Origin of the sequence: Caulobacter radicis, assembly GCF_003094615.1 — a bacterium.
In the GTDB taxonomy this organism is placed as follows: Bacteria; Pseudomonadota; Alphaproteobacteria; order Caulobacterales; family Caulobacteraceae; genus Caulobacter; species Caulobacter radicis.
The window spans coordinates 348,771-369,525 of the sequence record NZ_QDKO01000009.1; the positions used below are offsets into that span (position 1 = coordinate 348,771).

24 protein-coding genes are annotated in these 20,755 nt (G+C 70.6%); 9 read left to right on the plus strand and 15 right to left on the minus strand.

The window, feature by feature from the left end:
• Positions 1–25: 25 nt before the first annotated feature.
• The 5 genes from rplT to DDF62_RS03985 form a co-directional block, all read right to left on the minus strand.
• The gene (rplT, locus tag DDF62_RS03965) at positions 26–382 is read right to left on the minus strand and encodes a 50S ribosomal protein L20 (protein WP_058347692.1); all 357 of its coding nucleotides are present in this window, start codon (positions 380–382) and stop codon (positions 26–28) included.
• Positions 383–397: 15 nt separating this feature from the next.
• Positions 398–598: a 50S ribosomal protein L35 gene (rpmI, locus tag DDF62_RS03970; protein WP_058347693.1), complete on the minus strand. Its 201-nt coding sequence runs from the start codon at positions 596–598 to the stop codon at positions 398–400.
• A 157-nt stretch (positions 599–755) separates the two neighbouring features.
• Positions 756–1,976, minus strand: a complete 1,221-nt coding sequence (locus DDF62_RS03975; protein WP_208866821.1) for an MFS transporter — start codon at positions 1,974–1,976, stop codon at positions 756–758.
• 59 nt (positions 1,977–2,035) lie between these two features.
• Positions 2,036–2,842, minus strand: a complete 807-nt coding sequence (locus tag DDF62_RS03980) for a transglutaminase-like domain-containing protein (protein ID WP_116487904.1) — start codon at positions 2,840–2,842, stop codon at positions 2,036–2,038.
• Between the two features lie 40 nt (positions 2,843–2,882).
• On the minus strand, positions 2,883–3,071 hold the full coding sequence (locus tag DDF62_RS03985) for a hypothetical protein (protein WP_116487905.1): 189 nt from the start codon (positions 3,069–3,071) through the stop codon (positions 2,883–2,885).
• A gap of 216 nt (positions 3,072–3,287) precedes the next feature.
• On the opposite strand from DDF62_RS03985, the gene DDF62_RS03990 reads away from it, so the two are divergent.
• The gene (locus tag DDF62_RS03990; RefSeq protein WP_116487906.1) at positions 3,288–3,833 is read left to right on the plus strand and encodes a cysteine hydrolase family protein; all 546 of its coding nucleotides are present in this window, start codon (positions 3,288–3,290) and stop codon (positions 3,831–3,833) included.
• Positions 3,830–4,822 carry a GlxA family transcriptional regulator gene (locus tag DDF62_RS03995; RefSeq protein ID WP_116487907.1) on the plus strand — a complete coding sequence of 331 codons (993 nt, stop codon included), beginning with the start codon at positions 3,830–3,832 and terminating at the stop codon, positions 4,820–4,822. Before DDF62_RS03990 ends, DDF62_RS03995 begins: the two co-directional genes overlap by 4 nt.
• On the opposite strand, the gene DDF62_RS04000 is transcribed toward DDF62_RS03995, so the two are convergent.
• Positions 4,823–5,563, minus strand: coding sequence for a 2OG-Fe(II) oxygenase (locus tag DDF62_RS04000; RefSeq protein WP_165832166.1), 741 nt, complete (start codon positions 5,561–5,563; stop codon positions 4,823–4,825).
• A gap of 64 nt (positions 5,564–5,627) precedes the next feature.
• A complete protein-coding gene (gene infC, locus DDF62_RS04005; protein WP_058347699.1) occupies positions 5,628–6,149 on the minus strand; it encodes a translation initiation factor IF-3 in 522 nt (173 codons plus the stop codon).
• 229 nt (positions 6,150–6,378) lie between these two features.
• Here infC and DDF62_RS04010 point away from each other — a divergent pair, with 229 nt between their 5' ends.
• From DDF62_RS04010 to DDF62_RS04020, 3 genes are all read left to right on the plus strand, one after another.
• Positions 6,379–7,011 (plus strand): YitT family protein, encoded by a 633-nt coding sequence (locus DDF62_RS04010; protein ID WP_244286693.1) that lies wholly within the window; start codon positions 6,379–6,381, stop codon positions 7,009–7,011.
• Between the two features lie 82 nt (positions 7,012–7,093).
• Positions 7,094–7,945, plus strand: a complete 852-nt coding sequence (locus DDF62_RS04015) for an aldose 1-epimerase (RefSeq protein WP_116487909.1) — start codon at positions 7,094–7,096, stop codon at positions 7,943–7,945.
• Complete coding sequence (locus tag DDF62_RS04020; protein WP_116487910.1) at positions 7,942–8,361, plus strand: hypothetical protein; 420 nt, start codon at positions 7,942–7,944, stop codon at positions 8,359–8,361. Before DDF62_RS04015 ends, DDF62_RS04020 begins: the two co-directional genes overlap by 4 nt.
• A 138-nt stretch (positions 8,362–8,499) precedes the next feature.
• On the opposite strand, the gene fixJ is transcribed toward DDF62_RS04020, so the two are convergent.
• The 4 genes from fixJ to cydD are packed head-to-tail and all read right to left on the minus strand — an operon-like array spanning position 8,500 to position 13,887.
• Positions 8,500–9,102 (minus strand): response regulator FixJ, encoded by a 603-nt coding sequence (fixJ, locus tag DDF62_RS04025; protein WP_116487911.1) that lies wholly within the window; start codon positions 9,100–9,102, stop codon positions 8,500–8,502.
• Complete coding sequence (locus DDF62_RS04030; protein WP_116487912.1) at positions 9,102–10,595, minus strand: PAS domain S-box protein; 1,494 nt, start codon at positions 10,593–10,595, stop codon at positions 9,102–9,104. The genes fixJ and DDF62_RS04030 overlap by 1 nt, the downstream gene beginning before the upstream one ends.
• A 5-nt stretch (positions 10,596–10,600) precedes the next feature.
• Entirely contained in the window at positions 10,601–12,247 is a 1,647-nt protein-coding gene (locus DDF62_RS04035; RefSeq protein ID WP_116487913.1) for an ATP-binding cassette domain-containing protein, read from the minus strand.
• On the minus strand, positions 12,244–13,887 hold the full coding sequence (gene cydD, locus DDF62_RS04040) for a thiol reductant ABC exporter subunit CydD (RefSeq protein ID WP_116487914.1): 1,644 nt from the start codon (positions 13,885–13,887) through the stop codon (positions 12,244–12,246). Before cydD ends, DDF62_RS04035 begins: the two co-directional genes overlap by 4 nt.
• A gap of 124 nt (positions 13,888–14,011) precedes the next feature.
• On the opposite strand from cydD, the gene DDF62_RS04045 reads away from it, so the two are divergent.
• From DDF62_RS04045 to DDF62_RS04060, 4 genes are all read left to right on the plus strand, one after another.
• Positions 14,012–15,580, plus strand: a complete 1,569-nt coding sequence (locus tag DDF62_RS04045; RefSeq protein WP_116487915.1) for a cytochrome ubiquinol oxidase subunit I — start codon at positions 14,012–14,014, stop codon at positions 15,578–15,580.
• Between the two features lie 13 nt (positions 15,581–15,593).
• Positions 15,594–16,736 carry a cytochrome d ubiquinol oxidase subunit II gene (gene cydB / locus DDF62_RS04050; RefSeq protein WP_116487916.1) on the plus strand — a complete coding sequence of 381 codons (1,143 nt, stop codon included), beginning with the start codon at positions 15,594–15,596 and terminating at the stop codon, positions 16,734–16,736.
• A gap of 15 nt (positions 16,737–16,751) precedes the next feature.
• Complete coding sequence (cydX, locus tag DDF62_RS04055) at positions 16,752–16,871, plus strand: cytochrome bd-I oxidase subunit CydX (RefSeq protein ID WP_058347708.1); 120 nt, start codon at positions 16,752–16,754, stop codon at positions 16,869–16,871.
• 115 nt (positions 16,872–16,986) lie between these two features.
• Positions 16,987–17,346, plus strand: a complete 360-nt coding sequence (locus DDF62_RS04060) for a hypothetical protein (protein WP_116487917.1) — start codon at positions 16,987–16,989, stop codon at positions 17,344–17,346.
• Here DDF62_RS04060 and DDF62_RS04065 read toward each other — a convergent pair.
• The 4 genes from DDF62_RS04065 to DDF62_RS04080 form a co-directional block, all read right to left on the minus strand.
• Positions 17,343–18,674, minus strand: coding sequence for a glycoside hydrolase 5 family protein (locus DDF62_RS04065; protein ID WP_116487918.1), 1,332 nt, complete (start codon positions 18,672–18,674; stop codon positions 17,343–17,345). The two genes, DDF62_RS04060 and DDF62_RS04065, sit on opposite strands and share 4 nt — an antisense overlap.
• A gap of 85 nt (positions 18,675–18,759) precedes the next feature.
• Positions 18,760–20,148, minus strand: coding sequence for an alpha/beta hydrolase family protein (locus DDF62_RS04070; RefSeq protein ID WP_116487919.1), 1,389 nt, complete (start codon positions 20,146–20,148; stop codon positions 18,760–18,762).
• 57 nt (positions 20,149–20,205) lie between these two features.
• Positions 20,206–20,487 (minus strand): type II toxin-antitoxin system RelE/ParE family toxin, encoded by a 282-nt coding sequence (locus DDF62_RS04075; RefSeq protein WP_116487920.1) that lies wholly within the window; start codon positions 20,485–20,487, stop codon positions 20,206–20,208.
• Positions 20,484–20,747, minus strand: coding sequence for an antitoxin (locus DDF62_RS04080; protein ID WP_116487921.1), 264 nt, complete (start codon positions 20,745–20,747; stop codon positions 20,484–20,486). Before DDF62_RS04080 ends, DDF62_RS04075 begins: the two co-directional genes overlap by 4 nt.
• Positions 20,748–20,755 lie beyond the last annotated feature (8 nt).

Consider the following 20,755-nt stretch of genomic DNA (forward strand, 5'->3'; position numbering starts at 1 on the left):
GGTGAGCGGTGAGGCTCAGATGTCCTTAGGCCAGGGCAGCGCGGACCTTGTCGGCGATGGCCTTGAACGCAACGGCGTCGTTGCCGGCGATGTCCGCCAGGACCTTACGGTCGATCACGATACCCGCCACGTCCAGGCCGTGGATGAATTGCGAGTAGGTGAAGCCTTCGGTGCGGGCGCCGGCGTTGATGCGCTGGATCCACAGCGAACGGAAGGCGCGCTTGCGCACCTTGCGGTCGCGGTAGGCGTACTGGCCGGCCTTGTCGACCGCGGCCTTGGCCGTACGGATGGTGTTCTTGCGGCGGCCATAGAAGCCCTTGGCCTGCTCCAGAACCTTCTTGTGCTTGGCGTGGGCGGTGACGCCACGTTTAACGCGAGCCATGTGTCAGCGCTCCTCTTACAGGCCGTAGGGCAGGTACGTACGGATGATCTTGGCGTCAGCCTCGCTCATCACCTTCGTGCCGCGGTTTTGGCGGATGTACTTGCCGTTGTGGCCGATCAGGCGGTGGCGCTTGCCGGCGACGCCGGCCTTCAGCTTGCCCGTGGCGGTGATCTTGAAGCGCTTTTTGGCGCCCGACTTCGTCTTCAACTTAGGCATTTCGCGTCGGAGCGTTTAACGGCCCCGTCCTCTGGATAGCGAGACGAACCGCCATGGCATGCCAAATTGGCCAGGCGGTTCCGGAAAGGCGGGGTGAATACTGGAGCCCCGGGAGAAAAGCAAGGCCCGACGGACTCTTAAGTCCCGGGCCCGCCTTTCAGGGCGCGGCCTTGGCGCGGCGTCCCACCGTCACGGCCAGCACGACGGCCGGGACCGTCAGCAGGGCGCCGACCCAGTAGGGCGCGCCGGTGGCCAGGCCGAACAGAGGGCCGGCCAGCATCGGGCCGCTCATCCGGGCCAGGGAGCCGCTGGCCATGTTGAGGCCCAGCATCGCGCCCTGCTGGTCGGGCGGGGTGGCGCGCGAGATCAGCGCCGCGATGCACGGGAACACCAGCGACTGGCCGAAGGCGGTGAAGCCCACGAACAGCGGCACGTATGCGGCGCTCGGCACGAAGGGCGTCATGGCCATCGACACGCAGATGATCGAAAGGCCGGCGGTCAGCACCTTGGGCTCGCCGAAGCGGCGGGCCAGGCGTCCGGTCAGCACGCCCTGGCCCAGCGAGGCCACCACGCCGATGACGGCGAAGCACAGGCCCACCTGCTGGGGCGTCCAGTCGAATCGCGCCTGGCTCCACAGGCCGAAGGTCGCCTCCATGCCCGAGAAGGCGGCGGTGGAGACGAAGGTGACCATCAGCACCCGCGACAGCACCGGATGGGCGAACGCGGCCTTCATGGCCTCGCGCCGGGGCGGCGGGGGCGGGGCGTCCTTGCGGGGCGCGCGGCTCTCGACCACGAACAGGAAGACGCCCAGGGCGGCCGTGGCGGCCAGGCCCGCCGCCACCAGCAGCGGCAGCTGAAAGCCCAGTCGCCCGGCGTCGGGGTGCGCCAGCAGGCCGCCCAGCGCCGGGCCGACCACGAAGCCGGCCCCGAAGGCGCTGCCCAGCAGGCCCATGCGCGCGGCCCGCTTCTCGGGCGGGGTGACGTCGGCCATGTAGCCCTGGATCGTCGAGATGTTGCCGCTGGCCGCGCCGCTGAGGAAGCGGATGACGAAGGCCGCCGCGATGGTCGGCGCGAAGGCCAGGGCCACGTACGAGGCGGTGTTGGCCAGGATGGTGACGATCAGCACCGGCCGGCGGCCGATGCGGTCGGACAGGCGTCCCCAGAACGGCTCGGCCAGGAACTGGCCCAGCGAATAGGCCGAGAACAGCGCCGTCACCTGCCAGGGGCTGGCGTTCAGCGCCTTGGCGTAGAAGGGCAGCAGCGGGATCACCAGGCCGAAACCGACCAGGTTGATGAACACCACCAGCAGCAGGACGTAGAGGGCGCGGGAACTGTGGACGGGCGCCGGCGGGGCGGCCGGAGCGGCGGACATGGACATGACGGGAACCTTCGAGGCGGCTCCTCTACGCCCGATGGCCCGAAAAAGCGACTGAAATTTCAGTTTCCGGGTGCGGAGGATGTTTCCAGCCGGCGGACGGCGATGGACTTGGCCTCGAAGCGGGCGTCGCCGAAGGTCGCCGCAAAGGCCACGTCGGCGGCGTCGCGGCCAAAGCCGATGGGGACGAGGCCGGCCAGCGGCGCGCGGCGGGTTGGGTCGAAGGTGCGCCAGGCGCCGCCGAGATAGACCTGAAATACCGCGTGGAAGTCGGGCGGCCGCAGGTCCAGCGCGTAGCAGGAGACGAAGCGCGCGGGCATGTCGAGCGCCCGGCACAGGGCCACGCCCAGGTGGGCGAAGTCGCGGCACACGCCGACGCGATCGACCAGGGTGTCGAGGGCGCTGGTGGCGCCGCTGCTGGTCCCGGCCTCGTAGGTGATGGCGGCGGCGATCCAGTCGGTGATCGCCTGCGCCTGGCCCAGGCCCTGGGGGCGGGCCCCGAAGGTCTGGCGCGCGAAGGCGGTCAGGCGATCGGACGGGCAGTAGCGGCTGGGATTGAGATAGGGCAGCACCGTCAGCGGCAGGTCGTTGACCACCTCGCCGCCGATGAAGTCGCGCTGGTCGACGACCGAGCGCCGCTCGACCTCGGCGACATAGCCTATGTCGAGCGGTCCGGGCTGGGCCAGGAACCGGATGAAGCGATTGCCGGCGAAGGCGTCGACGAAGAAGTCCGCCGTGATCCCCGGGGGCAGCAGGATGGTCTCGTCGTCGACCGTCTGCTCGGCGCCGTCGGCGGCCTGGATCGCCAGGATGAAGCTCGTGGGCGCCCGCACGTCGTAGCGCAGGCGACAGTCGATCGAGAGACGCATGGCGCGGGTTCCGAAGGAGGGCAGTGTTAGGGCGGCGTCCCTAAACGCCTGACGGCGGCGTTTGGGGCCGGGCCGCCATGCGGGCGTCCTCGGCGTCGGCCAGTTCGCTCCACGTGCGGGCGGCCTGCTCGTGCTTGGCCTGGACGTGCGGCAGCGAACTTGCGCCGGCGGCCTCCAGGGCCGTGGCGGCGAGCGCGCGGTATTCCGGCGCGCGAAAGGGATGTCTCAAGGGGCGAAGCTCCTGCCGAAGGCAAAGTCCGGGGCGGGCTTCACCGGCTTCATATGGGGACGAAGCGCGGCGATTACGAATTCGAGGCTCGGCGGGGCGCCGAGCGGCCGATCGATGAATGTCCTTTTCTGTCCGTTCTTAGTCCGTCGTCTTGCTTATCCCGCTTGAGCACGAAGCCTAGCTTGCGCCATCTTCCAAGCCACGGAGACGCAAGAAATGTCCGCCGCCACCGCCCTCATCGTCGTCGACGCCCAGGATTCCTTCCGCCAGCGCGCCTCGTGGGACCCCGCGATCGCCGGGGCCTACCTGGAGCGCCAGCAGGCGCTGATCGACGGCGCCAGGGCGCGAGGCCTGCCGGTCGTGCAGATCCTGCACGTCGAGGCCGAGGGGATCTTCAGCCTGGCCTCGGGTCACGTGCGCACCGTCGAGGGCCTGTCGCTGGCGCCCGACGTTACCTTCCACAAGCCCAGCCACAGCGCCCTGGTGGGCACCGGCCTGCTGGTCTGGCTGACCCAGAACCGCATCGGCCGGGTCATCGTCAGCGGCATCCGCACCGAGCAATGCTGCGAGACCACCACCCGCCACGCCTCGGACCTGGGCTTCGCCGTCGACTACGTCACCGAGGCCACCCTGACCTTCGACATGACCGACCGCCACGGCCGGGTGTTCACCGTCGACGAGATCAAGGCCCGCACCGAGCTCGTCCTGCACGAGCGCTTCGCCCGCATCGTCACCGTCGAGGAGGCTCTCGAAGCCGCATGACCGACCCGTCGCCCGCCGTCATCCCCGTCTATGTCGTCCTGCCGCCGCGCACCCTGCTGCTCGACGTGGCCGGGCCGATGGAGGTGCTGCGGCGGGCGGCGATGGAGCCCGGCGCGCCGGGCTTTTCCGTACGCTACGTCGCCGCCAGGCCGATGATCGACAGTTCTGTCGGCCTGGCCCTGACCGGCCTGGCGCCGCTGCCCGACGCCTTGCCCGACGGTGCGATGGTCGTGGTCTCGGGAAACGTCGACCAAGTGCTGGGCGGCTCCGGCCCGACGGACCAGGACGCCGCCGACGAGGAGGCCATCGTCGTCTGGCTGGCCCGGGTGGTGCGACCGGGCGTGACCCTGGCCTGCATCTGCTCGGGCGCGCTGCTGGCTGCGCGGGCTGGACTGCTGGCCGGCAAGGCCTGCACCACCCACCATGTCTGCATCGAGGACCTGACGCGCCTGGCCCCCAGCGCCCGCGTGCTGGAGGACCGCCTGTTCGTCGAGGACGGCGAGCGGCTGACCAGCGCGGGGATCACCTCGGGCGTCGACCTGATGCTGCATCTGGTCGCCCGGCTGCGCGGGCCGGCCCTGGCCGTTTCGATCGCCCGCCAGATGGTGGTCTATCTGCGCCGGGGTCCCGCCGACCCGCAGCTGTCGCCGTGGCTGGAGGGGCGCAACCACGTCCATCCCGCCGTCCACCGCGTGCAGGACGCCATCGCCGCCGATCCGGCCCGCGACTGGAGCCTGGAGGCGCTGGCCGATCTGGCCGCGGCCAGTCCGCGCCACCTATCACGACTGTTCAACGCCCACGCCGGCATGAACCTGACCGACTACGTCAACCGCCTGCGGCTGGCCCTGGCCAGCGAGATGCTGTCGGCGACCAGGCTGGACATGGAAAGCGTCGCCGAGCGGGCGGGCTTCGCCTCGACCCGCCAGCTGCGCCGCGTCTGGCGGCGGCATCACCCGACGCCGCCCAAGGCCGCCCGGGCGGCGCTCTGATCAGCCGCGCGTGCGGATCCAGCCGGTCAGAGACAGGCGCGGGGCCGCCGCGTGGGGCGTGACGTAGCTGACGGCGTGCTTCTGCGGCACGCGGAAGATGTTCAGGGCGTTGAAGCTGGGCGTGTAGCCCTCGGCCACGTGGCCGTCGCCGTCGAGGAACAGCAGCAGGCCGCCCCAGTCGCTGCGCCATTGCGGCGTCAGGTTCAGGACATAGGCATAGAGGCGGTTCTTGCCGTCGGCGTGATCGTCGTGCTCGGTCAGGAAGTGGCCGGGGCGATAGCGGGTGGCCTGGCAGTCGCAGTATTCGGGGCGATCATCGCCCGTCAGGTCGCGCACGAAGCCGAGGAAGGCCTCGCCGTTGATCAAGTCGTAGGCGGCCTCCAGCAGCCGGCCCTCGCGGCGGCCGGCCTCGACCTCGTCGCTGACCCGGAAATTGTCGAATCGAAAGCCGAAGCCGGCGCGGGTCTCCTCGGCTACCTGGCGGTCGAGGGCTGCGTCGTCGGCCGCCGACAGGGCGCCGGGGCCGTCCAGCGGCAGGTTCCAGAGCTTGGTTCCGACACCGACCACGCCGCTCCACGGCGTGTCGATGGTGAGGGCCGCGTGCAGGCGCGCGGCCGAGTCGGCCGTCAGGATCCCCGGCACGTGCAGCCGGCCGGTGGCCGCGAAGGCTCCATGCCAGGCCTTGGGCGTCAGGCCCGGGTCGAGCGACAGGGGGTCTTGCTTGGGGGCGGACTGGGGCATGGACGGAACCAGAAACGAAAAACGCCCCGGCATGACCGGGGCGTCTTCAGCATAGAGCCTGAGCTTAGCGGGGCGCCAGGATCATGATCATCTGGCGGCCTTCCATGCGAGGCTCGTATTCGACCTTGGCGATCTCGTCGAAGTCGGCCTTGACCTTGAGCAGCAGCTTCATGCCGAGCTCCGGGTGCGCCATTTCACGACCGCGGAAGCGCAGGGTGACCTTGACCTTGTCGCCTTCCTCGAAGAAGCGGTGCATGGCCTTGGCCTTCACCTCGTAGTCGTGGATGTCGATGTTCGGGCGGAGTTTGATCTCCTTGAGCTCGACCACCTTCTGACGCTTGCGAGCCTCGTTCTTCTTCTTCTGTTCCTGGAACTTGAACTTGCCATAGTCCAGGATCTTGCAGACAGGCGGGTTCGCGTTCGGAACGATTTCCACCAGGTCCAGCCCAGCTTCCTCGGCCGCCTCCATGGCGGACGCGGTCGGCATCTCGCCCTGCTTCTCGCCGTTCTGGTCGATCAGCAGCACGCGGGGGACGCGGATTTCATCGTTGATACGCGGTCCATCCTTGACGGGCGGCGCTTGCATGGGACGGCGAATAGGGGCGGCTCCGGAATTGTTGTAGAGGATTTCGCGCGGCGCCCATGGGGCGTCGCGTTGAGATGATATATGACGCTAGACACGGGCGCTATCAAGCGTCCGCCGCGACAAGAGCGTTCCATGCCGCCGGAGATCGGCGGCGAAAGGGGCGACGGGGTGGGAACGCGATCGGGACGGGCGGCCGTTTCCCATCCCTCCAGACGACGATTCGACGCCCTTGAACGCCGCCGCCGCCTCCTCCGTCCCGCCCATGCCCGCCACGCGCCACACGCTCATCGAAGACGTCCACGCGCTGCTGATCGGCACGAGCTTCATCGCCGTGGGCCTGACCCTGCTGAAGACCGCCGGCCTCGTGACCGGCGGCATCGCCGGGATCGCGCTGATCGTCTCCTATCTCGGCGGCTGGCCGGTAGGGGTGGTGTTCTTCGTCCTGAACCTGCCGTTCTACATCTTCGCCCAGCGGGCCCTGGGGTGGACCTTCGCGTTCAAGACCCTGGCGGTGAACGTGGCCCTGACCGGCCTGACCCTGGCCCTGCCGTACTGGCTGAAGCTGAAGGGCGTGGATCCGATCTTCGCGGCGGTGTTCGGCGGCACAATCATCGGCATGGGCATTCTGGCCCTGGCCCGTCACCGCGCCTCGGTCGGCGGCATCGGCGTGCTGGGCCTGTGGCTGCAGGAAAAGCACGGGATCAGCGCCGGCAAGGTGCAGATGGGCACCGACGTCCTGGTGGTGGGCGCGGCCTTCATGGTCGTCAGCCTCGACAAGCTGCTGCTGTCGATCCTGTCGGCGGTGGCGCTGAGCGTCGTCATCATCGCCAACCACAAGCCGGGTCGCTACGCCGGCTATTGACGGCGATGTTCATTGCCCCTGTGGGGCCAAGCTGGCATACGACGCGCGACGTAGCGCGCGTTAGCGCTACCAGGAGTTCCGCATGACCCGTCCCGTCCTGGCGACCGCCCGCGCCCGCGTCGAACTGCTGCCCGAGGTGGGCGGTTCGATCGGTCGCTTCGTGTTCGACGGCCGCGACGTTCTGCGCCCGACGCCGGAAGGCGCGACCGACGCCCTGAACGTCGGCTGTTTTCCGCTGGTGCCGTTCTGCAACCGCATTCCGAACGGCCGCTTCGCCTTCCAGGGCCGTGACATCGCGCTGGCCCCGAACCTCGGCGGCCATCCGCATCCGCTGCACGGCCAGGGCTGGCGCGCGGCCTGGACGGTGACGGGCCTTTCCGACACCCGCGCCGTACTGACCTACGACCACGCCCCGTCCGACTGGCCCTGGGCCTACCGCGCCGAGCAGATCCTGGTGCTGTCGGACGATGGCCTGCGCATCGAGTTGTCGGTGACCAACACCGGGACCGACACCATGCCGGCCGGCCTTGGCCTGCACCCCTATTTCGCCGCCCGCCCGGGCGAGGCCCTGAGGATGGACGTCGACGGCGTCTGGATGGTCGACGCCGACGTGCTGCCGACCGCTCATCACCAGGGCCCCTGGATGCGCGACTGGACCGTGGGCGCGCCGACCGCGACCGACAGCCTGATCGACAACTGCTGGACGGGGTTCGGCGGCAAGGCCGTGCTGTCGGCCCCGGAAGGGACCTCGACGATCATCGAGGCCTCGGACAACTGCCGCTGGGCCCACGTCTACTCGCCGCCGGGCGCCGACTTCGTCTGCGTCGAGCCGACCTCCAGCCGTCCCGACCCGTTCGGTGAAGGCGACACCGGGATCGTCGCCCTGGCCCCGGGCGAGAAGGCGTCGGTCTGGATGACCCTGACGATCGCATGATCGCCGACCTGCTCGATTTGCGCCGGATCAAGGCGCGCTGGACCGACACCGGCTTGACTGGCGCCATGTGCGCCCCTTCGCCCGCCCGTCCGCTGGTGATCATCGTCGAGCCCGACGAGGCCCTGCGCGAGGCCCTGGCCTTCGCCCTGGAGACCGAGGGCTACTGGCCGCGCGCCTTCGCCGGCGTGGCCGAGGTTCCGCTGGCCGAACTGATCGCCGCCGACTGCCTGGTGCTGGACGTCGACCTGCTGGCCCTGGCCTCGCTGCGCGGCAAGGGCGTGCGCACGCCCGCCGTGCTGGTGGCCGAAGGCCCTGTCGACCTGACCGTCACCGACGCCCTGTGGGCCGGGGTCGCCCACAAGCCGCTGATCACTGACGCCCTGAGCGTGCAGGTGAAGAAGGCGGTGGGGGCGTAATCCAGACCCTCTCCCTGAGGGAGAGGGCGAAGGGCCGGAGGGGGAAGTCCCTCCCGAGGCCCGGGACGCCCTACAGGCGGGTAGTCACATCCCCCTCCGTCGGCTTCGCCGACACCTCCCCCTTCAGGGAGAGGATTTTCAGTTCCGCACCGACAGCGTCATGCGCACCAGGGCGGCCAGATTGTCGGCGTGCATCTTGCTCATCAGCTTGGCGCGGTAGATCTCGACCGTGCGCGGGCTGATGCCCAGGTCGCGGGCGATGATCTTGTTGGGGTGGCCGGCGACGACGCCGTCCAGCACCTGGCGCTCGCGCTCCGACAGGGTCTCCATCCGCGCCAGCACCTGGGCCTGGTCGTCGCTGACCGTGGGCTGGGGCGCGGCGGCCAGGGCGCGCTGGAGGGCCGCCAGGATGCGTGCTTCGGAGAACGGCTTTTCGATGAAGTCGACGACGCCGTCGCGCATGGCCTCGACGGCCATCGGGATGTCGCCGTGGCCGGTGATCATCACGACCGGCAGGGCCGAGCCCTCGGCCTTCAGGCGGCGCACCAGCTCCTGGCCGGTCATGCCGGGCATGCGCACGTCGGTGATCACGCAGCCGGGCTCGACCTCGGAGAGCTCCGACAGGAAGGCCAGGGCGCTGGCGTAGGTGCGCACGCGGAAGTCGGCCGTCTCCAGCAGGAAGGCCAGCGAGTCGCGGGCGTCGGCGTCGTCGTCGACCACGTGCACAACGGCGTCGCTCATCAAATCGTCTCCTGGTCGGCTGCAGGCGTGCGGGTCTTGGACGGGGCGGGGCCGGGCGGCAGGGTGAAGCGGAACACCGTGCCGCCGCCGGGATTGGCGTCGGCCCAGATGCGTCCGCCGTGCGCCTCGATGATCGAGCGCGAGATCGACAGGCCCACGCCCATGCCCTCGGCCTTGGTGGTCATGAACGGCTGGAACAGGCGCTCGCGGAACTCGTCGTCAACCCCGGCGCCAGTGTCGGCCACCGACACCTCGACCGTGCCGTCCTCCAGCCGGCGGCTGGCGACGGTGAGGCGTCGCACAGCCTGGCCGTCCATGGCCTCGAGGGCGTTGCGGATCAGGTTGACCAGCACCTGCTGGATCTGCACCCGGTCGGCGAAGACGGCGTCGCAGGCCTCGTCCAGGGCGATGCGAACCTCGGCCTGACCCTCGCGAACCCCGATCAGGGCCAGGGCGCGGGCGTCGTCGACCAGTTCCGACAGGCTCTCGACGTCGCGCTCGGTGGCGCCGCGTCGCACGAACTCGCGCATGCGGTGGATCACGTCGCCGGCCCGCAAAGCCTGGTCGGAGGCGCGGTCGATGGCGTCGCGCACCTTGGCCTGGTCCTCGGGGCGGCCGCGATCCATCAGCCGGCGCGAGCCGGTCAGCAGGTTGGCGATGGCCGACAGCGGCTGGTTCAGCTCGTGGGCCAGGGTGGTGGCCATCTCGCCCATGGCCGTCAGGCGCGAGACGTGGACCAGCTCGCCCTGCAACTCCTGCAGGCGGGCCTCGGTGGCGTGGCGCTCGGTCAGGTCGCGGATGAAGCCGGTATAGGCGCGGGTCGGGCCCTTGGTCTCGCCGACGGCCAGCTCCATGGGGAAGGTGGTGCCGTCGCGGCGCAGGCCGGTGACGACGCGGCCGACGCCGATCACCCGCTTCTCGCCGGTCTGTTCGTAGCGCGCCAGATAGTCGTCATGGGCGGTCTGGTGCGGCTCGGGCATCAGCATGCTGACGTTCCGGCCCACCGTCTCGGCGGCGCTCCAGCCGAACAGCCGCTCGGCGGCCGGGCTGAACGAGGTCATGATCCCGCGCGGATCGATGACAACCACCGCGTCGGGCACGGTGTCGAGGATGGAGCGCAGGTGGCTGGTCATGGCCACGGTGCGGCGGCGGGCGGCGTGGAACCAGCCGCCGCCGATCGACATGCCCACCCCGATCATCAGGAACACGATGCTCGACACCGCCGTCGCCTGGTCCGGATGCGGCGAGAAGGTCAGGAGCCAGACGATGGCCGAGGCCGCGACCGTCGAGATCAGGCCGGGCACCAGGCCGCCGAGCGCGGCGCTGACCAGCACCGCCGGCACGAACAGCAGGAAGGCGGCCGGCGCGGCGTAGCGGCTGGGCAGGGCGAAGAAGAGCAGGGCGCAGGCGGCGATCATCGTGGCCGAGGCCAGAAACACGCCGGGGCGCAGCTCGCTGTGCAGCGGGCCGGGAGCACGCGGGGGAGCGGCCATGGGCCTCAAGGCTTCGCCGGTTCGATCATGGGCCGGCTTATAACCGACCCGACGGGCCGCGACACCGTTTCCACCGCCACGGCTTGTTCGCAGAGCGTCAGCGGCGCCTTGCGGTGGCTGACCAGCACCAGGCCTTGCCCGGTTCGGCGCAGGCGAGCGTCGAGCCGAGCGACCACCTGGGCCTCGGTGGCGGGGTCGAGGCCCTCGGTCGGCTCGTCGAGCAGCAGCCAGGGGGCGTCGCGCAGCAGGGCGCGGGCCAGCGACAGCCGCCGGCGCTCGCCGCCCGACAGCCGCTCGCCCGCCTCGCCCACCCAGGCGTCCAGCCCCTGGGGCAGGGCGCGCACCCGGTCTGCCAGGGCGGCGTCGTCGAGGGCGGCCCACAGGGTCTCGTCGGTGGCCGTGGGCGCGGCCAGCTTCAAGTTCTCGCGCACCGTGCCGGCCAGCAGGGCGGCGTCCTGCGGGGCGTAGGCGAAGGCCGGACGCAGGGCGGCCGGCGGCAGATTCGCGCCGTCCTCGCCGTCCAGCGCGAAGGCGCCAGTAGGGGCGGGGCGCAGGCCGAGCAGCTGTTCCAGCCGCGTGGTCTTGCCGCTGCCGGTGGGGCCGGTCAGGGCCAGGCGCGCTCCGGGGGGCAGCTCTTGGCCTTGCAGGCGCAGGGCGGGACGGCCGGCCTTTGTGGGCGGCGTGTCCTGGGGCGCGTGGCGCAGCAGGGCGTCGAGCCGTTCGCCGGCCGCCTCGGCCGCGCCGTCCTGGTCGAAGGCGCGGGCGATCGGGGCGGCCGCCTCGACGGCCATGACGGCGGCCAGCGCGGCCAGGGCCGCCAGCGGGGCCGAGGCCGGGGCGGCCAGGGCCAGTACGGCGGCGACGGCGATGCCGGTCAACGCGCCTTCCGACAGGCCGAGGATCCCCTGCGCCCGGGCGGCGCGGACCTTCAGGGCGTCCAGCCGGTCGCCGAGCATGGCGATGCGGTCGAGGGCGGGCCCCTCCGCCCCATAGACCCTCAGCTCCGGCGCGGCGGCGGCGAAGGCGGCCAAGGCCTCCTTGAGTTCGCCCGCCGCCGCCTGGATCGCCGCCCCGGCCGGGGCGCTGAGCCGCCGGGTCAGGATGCGGGCGAGAACGAGGTGGGCGGCGACGGCGACCAGTATGGCCAGGGCCGGTCCGATCCCGGCCAGGGCGGCCAGCGCCACGGCCATGCCGACCCCCGCGCCGGCGCCCCACGGCGCGGACAGGCGCACGAAGCGGGTCTCGACCGCGTCGACGTCCTGCACCAGGCGGGCGGCGGCCTCGCCGCGCGAGATCGCCAGGGCCTCGCGCGGCGGCGCGGCGGCCAGGGCGGCGAACAGGCGCGGTCGGATGGCGGCCAGGGCGTCCAGAGCGGCGGCGTGGCCCTGCAGGCGCTCGCCGTAGCGGGCGACGGTGCGCAGTATGGCCAGCAGGCGGATCGTGGCGCTGGGCAGCAGCACGTTGAAGGCCTGGGCCGCAGCCAGGCCCGCGACGCCGGCCAGGGCCGCGCCGGTGATGAACCAGCCCGACAGGCCCAGGAGGGCGGTGGAGCCGGCCCCGACCACGGCGGCGGCGATCGCGGCGGTGATCAGGGGACCGGCCTGGCGGCGACGCTGCTCGGCGACGAGCTTGGAGAGCGGGCTCTTGGTCACAGGCGCACCACCTGGTCGGCGACGGCCGCCAGGGCCTCGGAATGAGTGGCGATCAGGGTCGTGCGGCCGGCGGCGGCCTGCCGGATCGCGGCGATCATCGCCGCCTCGGCCTGGGCGTCGAGATCGGCCGTCGGCTCGTCCAGCAGCAGGATCGGCGCGGGCTTGAGCAGGGCTCGGGCTATCCCCAAGCGCCGGCGCTCTCCGCCCGACAGGCCGCCGCCGCGCTCGTCCAGAGGCGCATCGAGACCGCCGCGGCGGTCGAGCAGGTCCGACAGGCCCGCGCGGCGGGCGGCGGTTTCCAGGTCGTCGCGCGAGGCGTCGGGCCGCGCCAGGGCCAGGTTGTCGGCCAGGGTTCCGGCCAGCAGCAGCGGCGACTGCCCGGCCCAGGCCAGGTCGGCGGCGAAGGCGCCGGCCTCGGAGAGCCTGGCCTCGCCCACGCGCACTTCGCCGGCGGTCAGCGGGGCAAGGCCGGTCAGCAGGTTCAGCAGGGTGGTCTTGCCGCAGCCGCTGGGGCCGAGCAGGGCGGTGATCTTTCCGGCCGGGGCGACGAGGGCCAGGCCGTCGAACACCGCCGCCTCGCCGCCGGGATAGGTCACGCCCACGCCCTCGAAGCGGATCTGCGGCGCGGACGGCAGGGCGAGCGGCGCGGCGGCCGGGGCGGGGACGGGCAGGCGGGCCAGGGCCAGGGCGGCCGTCTCGGCGGCCTGGCGGTCGTGATAGGCGGCGGCCAGCCGGCGCATCGGGGCGTAGACCTCCGGCGCCAGGGCCAGGGCGAAGAAGGCCCGCTTCAGGTCCAGCGTCTCGGGCACGGGGAAGGGCAGCAGGCGCAGCAGGTTGAAGCCGCAATAGACCGCCGCCAGCGCCACCGACAGGGCCGCGAAGAACTCCAGCGCCGCCGACGAGAAGAACGCCACGCGCAGCACCGCCTGGGTGCGCCTGGAAAGATCGTGGGCGGCGCCCGCCAGGCCCGCCGTGACCCGGCTTTCGGCCTGGAAGGCCAGCACCACCGGCAGGGTCCGCACGCGGTCGAGGAACAGGGTCGACAGCCGCTCCAGCGCCAGGAACTGCCGGCGCGAGGCGTCGGCGGCGGCCATGCCGGCCAGGGCCATGGCGGCGATGAACGGCAGCAGGGTGAAGAGCTGGATGCCGGCGCAGACCGGACTGGCGATCGCGGTCAGGCCGATCAGCAGCAGCGGCGCCACCGCCGAGGCGCTGCGGGCCGGAGCAAAGCGCGAGAAGTGGCCGTCCAGCGCCTCGACCCCCTCCATCACGGCGGTGACGGCCGCGCCGCCGCGCGGCGCGCCGGGGGCCAGCAGCGAGGCTGCGGCCTGGCGCCGGGCATGGGCTTTCGCCCGAGCCGCCGCCTCGGCGCCGGCGCGGGTCGCCTTCGCCGCCAGGAAGCCGCGCGCCAGGGCCGAGACGAGGGCCAGCGCCAGGAAGGGCAGGGCCTCGGCCAGGCTTCGGGTCAGGGCGTCGATCCCGAAGGCCAGGCCGGCGGCGAAGCCGGCCGCGCCGACCACGTCGGCCAGCCGCCAGGCGGCCGCGGCGCGGCTGAACGCGGAGGTTGTCCTGTTCAAGCTTCGCAGCCACGGGCGCGCGAGCGTGAGGATCTCGGTCTCGACGGGGGTCCGAACGGTCATGGCCAGGCTTTAGCGCTCCATCGTGCAAAGGCCTTGATCCGCATCAAAGACCCCTATCGGAAACACGCCTAAGGCGAGATGCTCGTGCGGCGCGACCGATCGCCGTCCGACACCGGAGCTACGCATGGATCCCGCCGTCGTCGATTTATCCCGCCTGCAGTTCGCCCTCACGGCCCTGTACCACTTTCTCTTCGTGCCCCTGACGCTGGGGCTGTCCTTCATGCTGTTCATCATGGAGGCGGTCTACGTCATGACCAAGCGCCCGATCTGGCGCACGGTCACCAAGTTCTGGGGCGCGCTGTTCGGCATCAACTTCGTCCTGGGCGTGGCCACGGGCCTGACCATGGAATTCCAGTTCGGCATGAACTGGTCGTACTACTCGCACTATGTGGGCGACATCTTCGGCGCCCCGCTGGCCATCGAGGGCCTGATGGCCTTCTTCCTGGAAGCCACCTTCGTGGGCCTGATGTTCTTCGGCTGGGACAAGCTGAAGCCGGTCACCCACCTGCTGGTCACCTTCCTGGTGGCCCTGGGCACGAACCTGTCGGCCCTGTGGATCCTGGTCGCCAACGGCTGGATGCAGAACCCGGTCGGCGCGGCCTTCAACCCCGACACGATGCGGATGGAGGTGACCGACTTCAAGGCGGTGATCTTCAACCCCGTGGCCCAGGCCAAGTTCGTGCACACCGTCAGCGCCGGCTACACCATCGCCGCCGTCTTCGTGCTCGGCGTCTCGGCCTTCTACCTGCTCAAGGGCCGGTGGACGGGCGTGGCCAAGCGCTCGATGACCGTCGCGGCCGCCTTCGGCCTGGCTTCGGCCTTGTCGGTCGTCGTCCTGGGCGACGAGAGCGGCTACGCCCTCACCGACAACCAGAAGATGAAGCTGGCCGCCCTGGAAGCCATGTGGGAGACCGAGCCCGCTCCGGCCGGCCTGACCGCCGTCGGCATCCCCAGCCTGGCCGACCGCAAGACCCACGCCGAGGTGAAGATCCCCTACGTGCTGGGCCTGATCGCCACCCGCAGCGTCGACAAGCCGGTCGAGGGCATCTTCGAACTGGTGGCCACCGCCGAGGACCGCATCGAGCGCGGCGTTGTCGCCTATGACGCGCTGGAGAAGCTGAAGGCCAATCCGCAGGACCTGGCCGCCCGCGGCGTCTTCGAGGCCAACCGTCGCGACCTGGGCTACGCCCTGCTGCTCAAGCGCCACGTCGAGGACCCGCGCACGGCCTCCAAGGAGCTGATCGCCAAGACCGCCTGGGACACCGTGCCCAACGTGCCGGTGATGTTCTGGGCCTTCCGCATCATGGCCGGCACGGGGCTCCTGATGATCGCCCTCTTCGCCACCGCCTTCGTGCTGGTCACCCTGCGCAAGCACGAGACCAAGTGGTTCCTGCGCCTGGCGGTGCTGGCCATTCCGCTGCCCTGGATCGCCACGGAGCTGGGCTGGGTGCTGGCCGAGGTCGGGCGTCAGCCCTGGGCCGTGGAAGGGGTCCTGCCCACCTTCCTGGCGCCCTCCAGCCTCAGCGTTCCCCAACTGATCGCCAGCATCGTCGGCTTCACCCTGCTCTACGGCGCCCTGGCGGTGGTCGAGGTCGGGCTGATCCTGAAGACCATCAAGAAGGGCCCGTTCGCCGAACAGGACGCCTTCCCCCCGGAATCCGGCGCGCCCGTCGTCGCCGAAGCCGTCGCCTAAAGGAGACCGCTAGATGGAACTCCCCCTCGACTACCCGACCCTCCGCCTGATCTGGTGGGGCCTCCTGGGCGTGCTGCTGATCGGCTTTGCCCTGACCGACGGCTTCGACATGGGCGTCGGCGCCCTGCTGCCCTTCATCGGCCGCAACGACGAAGAACGCCGGACGGTGATCAACACCATCGGCGCCACCTGGGAAGGCAACCAGGTGTGGTTCATCACCGGCGGGGCGGCGATCTTCGCGGCCTGGCCGATGGTGTACGGCGCCAGCTTCTCGGGCTTCTACCTGGCCATGTTCCTGGTGCTGTCGGCGATGATCATGCGGCCCGTCGCCTTCAAGTACCGGTCCAAGCGGCCGGACGCCAAGTGGCGCTCGTTCTGGGACTGGTCGCTGTTCGTCGGCAGCTTCGTGCCGGCCCTGGTGTTCGGCGTCGCCGTCGGCAACGTGCTGCAGGGCGTGCCGGTCCACCTCGACAGCGACCTGCGCAGCACCTACCACGGCCACTTCTTCGAGCTGTTCACGCCCTTCACCCTGGTCTGCGGCCTGCTGTCGACCGCGATGCTGGTGCTGCACGGCTCGGCCTGGCTGGCGGTGAAGGCCGAGAAGGGCCCGATCGTCGACCGCGCCCGCAAGTTCGGCCTGATCGCCGGGATCGCCAGCATCGTGCTGTTCGCCCTGGGCGGCCTCTTGGCCATGCGCCTGGGCTTCCGGGTCGAGGGGGTGGTCGATCCGGCCGGTCCGTCCAATCCGCTGCGGGCCACGGTCGTGGCCGCGCCGGGCGCCTGGTTCGACAACTTCGGCCGCTATCCGTGGATGACCATCGCTCCGGTGCTGGGCTTCGTCGGCGCGGCTTTTGCGACCTTCGGCCTGTGGAAGCGTCAGGAAGGCCTGGCCTTCGGCGGCTCCTCGGCCTCAGCCGCCGGCATCATCGCCACCAGCGGCCTGTCGATGTTCCCGTTCATCCTGCCCAGCACGGTCGACGCCCATTCCAGCTTCCTGGTGTGGAACGCCTCGTCCAGCCACACGACCCTGTTCATCATGCTGGTCGTGGTCGTGGTGCTGATGCCGGTGGTGCTGGCCTACACGGCCTTCGTCTACCGGGTGCTGTGGGGCCGCACGAGCAGCGCCGCCCTCAAGACAGACCCCGCCCTCTACTGAGAAGGAACCTGGATCATGTGGTACTTCACCTGGGTTCTCGGCCTCGGCCTGGCCCTCGCCTTCGGCGTCCTCAACGGCGTCTGGTACGAATTCAACCTGACCGACGAGGGCGATACGGGCCTCTCCGAGCCCTGATCGCGCCGACCGCTTGAACGCGCTGACCGCCGTCCCGGCCCCGGGGCGGCGGTTTTGCCTTGCGTGGTTGCGGCTGTCGCAAACGGCGCCGCCAGATCGTCCTCCAGGAGGACTCATGGTGAACAGGCGCAAGCTGATGCTCAGCCACGACGGCGTGAGGATCTATCACAGCTGGAAAGGCGGCCGGGCCCTGACCTGGTGGTACGCCCTGGCGCCCGACCATGACGCCGAGGGCGGCGGCCGCGACTTCGACATTCGCAGGCTGCCCGAGGCCTATCTGGCGGGCCTCGACCTCGACATGGCCCGCGTGGCCGACGCCGCCGAAACGCTCAAGGCCTATGAGCGCATGCTCGACGCTCACCGCGAGGTCCTGCGCCGGGCGATCGACGCCCGCCACGACTTCGAGGCCAGCGTGGCGCGGGATCACCGAAAGGGCGGCGCCTGGACCTGGTTGCGGCGGCTGATGGGACGCTAGATCGACTTCACCGCCTTGGCGTGGTCGCGGATGATGGCCAGGGTCGAGGCGTCGGCGTCGAACACGCCGAACAGGCCCTGCTCCTCCTGCGGGGGATCGCCGACATAGGAGCGGTCGCCCTTCTTGAACCAGGCGTCGGCGTGCTGGGCGCGGCCCTCGCCGTTCCAGGCCCAGAAGTTGACGCCCGCCGTCGGGCCGCCGGCCTTCATGTCGGCCTCCACCTCGTCGAACACCATCTTGTAGAACCGGTCGCGGAAGGTGACCGGCGAGCCGGGCGCGAAGGCGCGGCCGTCGCGGATCAGGCCGAACTCCTCGATGGTCAGCGGCTTGCCCATGGACTTGGCCAGGGCGATGTGGCGGCGGATGTAGTCGCGCGACCGCGCCGCGCCCGCTTCGTAGGTCGCGGGCTGGTCGGTCATCGAGATCCAGCTCCAGTTGTTGGGCCAGACGTGCAGGGTCAGGTAGTCGATGGCCGGGGTCTTGTGGCTCTCGACCACGCAGGCCTCGCTGCCCAGGCAGCCCATGTCGCCCTCGCTGCCGCTGGACACCAGGTGGTTGGCGTCGATCGACTTGATGAAGCGGGCGGTGCCGTCGATCCAGGCGTCGTAGGCGGGGCGGTTGGCCTTGCCGAATGCCTCGCTGCCGGCCGGGCGCGGCTCGTTGGCCAGCTGCCAGGCCATGATCGTGGGATCGTCGCGATAGGGCTTGCCGGTGACGGTGCTGGTGCGGCCGACCAGGGTCTTCACATAGTGGCGGAAGAGGGCGTTGGCCTTTTCGTCGGCGTAGAAGCGGGCCGAATAGTCGGCGAAGGCGGGCCAGGGGTGGGCCGGGTCGCCCTGCTGGAACCAGGTCCCGTTGCCGGTCCAGTTCAGATAGGCCGGCATGCCGCCCGACCAGTCCCAGAAGTTGTTGACGTAGATGACGGCCTTCATGCCGCGCTTGCCCATCTCGGCCAGCAGTACGTCCAGGCCCGTCAGCAGGGTCTGGTCGTAGTCCTCGCCCGGGCCGCGGAAGGTGGGATCCATGGCCACCTTGGCCGGCGAGCGCTCGCCCGCGCCCAGGACGCGCAGGTTGGTGACGCCCAGCGATTGCAGCTTGTCGAGTTCGCGAGCCAGGCGCGCGTGGTCGCCGAAGGCGGCCGGGGCGCCCAGCCAGGCGCCGTACCAGAGGTTGGCGCCGACGAAGCGATAGGGCTTGCCGTCGAGGCTCAGGCGGCCGTCCTCGACCTTGACGAAGCCCTTCCGCGCGGCGGCCAGGGTCGGAAGGGCGGCCAGGCCCGCCGTCAGGCCGGCCGCGCCGGCGGCCAGGATCGCGCGTCGCGAAAGCATTCCCGGTGTCTCCCCACTTGTGATTTGCGGGGACGTTAGCGGAGCCGGATGGGCGTGGTCCAGCGATTAAATAAAATTGATGAAGTTAATCGGCGTGCTTGTGCGCGGGCCTGGCGGCATGGGCCACGGTCCAGTCGACGATCGCGTTCACGGCCGACGGCGCCAGGGTCTCCTCGATCTCGGCATATTCGGACGGCGCGCCGGTCTTGGCCGTCTGGAACAGGTGGTTCAGGCCTGGCAGCGGCAGGATGGTCACGTCCTTGTTGCCGGCCAGCGCGGCCTTGATGGCCGGCAGGTTCTCGGCGGCCGAGACCTGCACGTCCTTCTCGCCGTTTATGGCCAGGACCGGCGCCTTGACCTGTTTCAGGTAGCCGGCCGGATCGAGGCCGAGGAAGGTCTTGAACCATGGGGTGGCGAAGCGCCCGAACCCGGCCTCGGCGGCTTCGGGCGGCATGCCCTGCTCGGCCAGCAGCGAGGCCAGGCGAGGTTTCAGCTTGGCGGAGTCCGGCTCCGCGATGACCATGTCGCTGACCTTGGCGATCAGCTTGACCTGCTGGTCGATCATCGCCTGCGGGGCGCCGCCGGCCAGGGCGATGTCGCGGCTCTGGCTCTGCATCACCTTGGCGCCCGGCAGGCCGGTGCCGGCCATCAGCACCACGAAGGCGATCCTGGGGTCCTTGGCCGCGACGATCGGGGCGATCAGCCCGCCTTCGCTGTGGCCGATCAGGCCGATGCGGGCCGGATCCACGTCCTTGCGGCCGCGCAGGAAGGCCACGCCCGCCTCCACGTCGGTGGCGAAGTCCAGGCTGGTGGCGGCCTTCAGCTCGCCGCGTTCCGAACCGCCGGCGCCGCGGTCGTCGACCCGCAGCACGGCCACGCCCTTGCGGGTAAGGGCGTCGGCCAGCACCAGGAACGGCTTGTGCTCGAACAGGGTCTCGTCGCGGTCCTGCACGCCCGAGCCGGTGATCAGCACGGCGACGGGGAAGGGGCCTTCGCCCGGCGGCAGGGTCAGGGTCCCGGCCAGCTTCAGGCCCGAGGCCGGATTGACGTACGACACCTCCTCGGCGCGATAGGGGAACGGCGGCTTGGGCGTCTGCGGGCGATTGGCCGGCGTCACCGCCGGCGGCGTGCGGCTCATGGCCAGGGGCAGGCTGGCGCCGCCCTGCAGCCACTGGCCGTCCAGGCTCTTGCCGTCGGCCGACAGCTGTCCTTCGAAGCTGGCCGGGGGATAGATCAGGGTCAGGCGCGCCTTGCCGTCGGCGAAACTGGCCGTGGCCTTCAGGCCCATGGCGCCCTGGGCGGGGCTGTCGATCTTGGCGGTTCCGTCGGCCAGGACGTGGAACACCAGCGGCAGTTTGGTCGGTCCCGCCTGCAAGGTCCCGTACCACTCGCCGACGAGCGGCTGGACCTGGGCGGCGGCGACGGCGGGCGCCAGCAGGGCCGCGGCGATCACGGCGGACGGCAGGAAACGCATGGCTTGAAGCTCCCCGAGAAACTGCACCGCAGATTGTGCATGTCGGCGAGCGGCCGTCTACCGCTGCTCCAGGCCGTGCCAGATCCGGGTGATGGTCACGCGCTGGCCTTTGACACGGTAGCGAACGACGTAAGCGCTGTGGCCGAAGGGGATGTTGATCTCGCGGGTGAAGGCGCCCATGGAGCGACCCCGCAGAGGGGATTCAGCGAGGCTGCCGATCGCCTTCTCGAGAAGAACACCGAGACGAGCGGCCGCCGTTGGGTCACGCTCAACGAGCCAAGCCTCCAGGCGATCGAAATCCCGATCAGCGCGAGGCGAAATGATGATCGGGTAGATCAATCTTCCCGGCGACCGGAGCGAAGAAGCTTGGCTCGGAAGTCTTCCCAGGAAATGGCTTCTTCCTCGCCGGCCTCGACGGCGTCGGCGATGGCCTCGTCGATGGCTGGATCGGGGTCGATCGTTCTGGGGGGCAAATCCTCCAGTCCCGCCTCGATCAGCGACCTCGCATAGTCGGCGGCCGACAGGCCAAGCAGGTCCGCCACGGCTTGGAGCCGGGCGGCCTGTTCTTCGTCGATATGGATGTCGAAGCCGTCGGCCATGGGCGAAG

What these genes read in the sequence shown, in the direction of transcription:
- rplT (WP_058347692.1), bottom strand. Translation starts at nt 382, where the DNA reads ATGGCTCGCGTTAAACGTGGCGTCACCGCCCACGCCAAGCACAAGAAG.
- rpmI (WP_058347693.1), bottom strand. Translation starts at nt 598, where the DNA reads ATGCCTAAGTTGAAGACGAAGTCGGGCGCCAAAAAGCGCTTCAAGATC.
- DDF62_RS03975 (WP_208866821.1), bottom strand. Translation starts at nt 1,976, where the DNA reads ATGTCCATGTCCGCCGCTCCGGCCGCCCCGCCGGCGCCCGTCCACAGT.
- DDF62_RS03980 (WP_116487904.1), bottom strand. Translation starts at nt 2,842, where the DNA reads ATGCGTCTCTCGATCGACTGTCGCCTGCGCTACGACGTGCGGGCGCCC.
- DDF62_RS03990 (WP_116487906.1), top strand. Translation starts at nt 3,288, where the DNA reads ATGTCCGCCGCCACCGCCCTCATCGTCGTCGACGCCCAGGATTCCTTC.
- DDF62_RS03995 (WP_116487907.1), top strand. Translation starts at nt 3,830, where the DNA reads ATGACCGACCCGTCGCCCGCCGTCATCCCCGTCTATGTCGTCCTGCCG.
- DDF62_RS04000 (WP_165832166.1), bottom strand. Translation starts at nt 5,563, where the DNA reads ATGCCCCAGTCCGCCCCCAAGCAAGACCCCCTGTCGCTCGACCCGGGC.
- infC (WP_058347699.1), bottom strand. Translation starts at nt 6,149, where the DNA reads ATGCAAGCGCCGCCCGTCAAGGATGGACCGCGTATCAACGATGAAATC.
- DDF62_RS04015 (WP_116487909.1), top strand. Translation starts at nt 7,094, where the DNA reads ATGACCCGTCCCGTCCTGGCGACCGCCCGCGCCCGCGTCGAACTGCTG.
- DDF62_RS04020 (WP_116487910.1), top strand. Translation starts at nt 7,942, where the DNA reads ATGATCGCCGACCTGCTCGATTTGCGCCGGATCAAGGCGCGCTGGACC.
- fixJ (WP_116487911.1), bottom strand. Translation starts at nt 9,102, where the DNA reads ATGAGCGACGCCGTTGTGCACGTGGTCGACGACGACGCCGACGCCCGC.
- DDF62_RS04030 (WP_116487912.1), bottom strand. Translation starts at nt 10,595, where the DNA reads ATGGCCGCTCCCCCGCGTGCTCCCGGCCCGCTGCACAGCGAGCTGCGC.
- cydD (WP_116487914.1), bottom strand. Translation starts at nt 13,887, where the DNA reads ATGACCGTTCGGACCCCCGTCGAGACCGAGATCCTCACGCTCGCGCGC.
- DDF62_RS04045 (WP_116487915.1), top strand. Translation starts at nt 14,012, where the DNA reads ATGGATCCCGCCGTCGTCGATTTATCCCGCCTGCAGTTCGCCCTCACG.
- cydB (WP_116487916.1), top strand. Translation starts at nt 15,594, where the DNA reads ATGGAACTCCCCCTCGACTACCCGACCCTCCGCCTGATCTGGTGGGGC.
- cydX (WP_058347708.1), top strand. Translation starts at nt 16,752, where the DNA reads ATGTGGTACTTCACCTGGGTTCTCGGCCTCGGCCTGGCCCTCGCCTTC.
- DDF62_RS04060 (WP_116487917.1), top strand. Translation starts at nt 16,987, where the DNA reads ATGGTGAACAGGCGCAAGCTGATGCTCAGCCACGACGGCGTGAGGATC.
- DDF62_RS04065 (WP_116487918.1), bottom strand. Translation starts at nt 18,674, where the DNA reads ATGCTTTCGCGACGCGCGATCCTGGCCGCCGGCGCGGCCGGCCTGACG.
- DDF62_RS04070 (WP_116487919.1), bottom strand. Translation starts at nt 20,148, where the DNA reads ATGCGTTTCCTGCCGTCCGCCGTGATCGCCGCGGCCCTGCTGGCGCCC.
- DDF62_RS04080 (WP_116487921.1), bottom strand. Translation starts at nt 20,747, where the DNA reads ATGGCCGACGGCTTCGACATCCATATCGACGAAGAACAGGCCGCCCGG.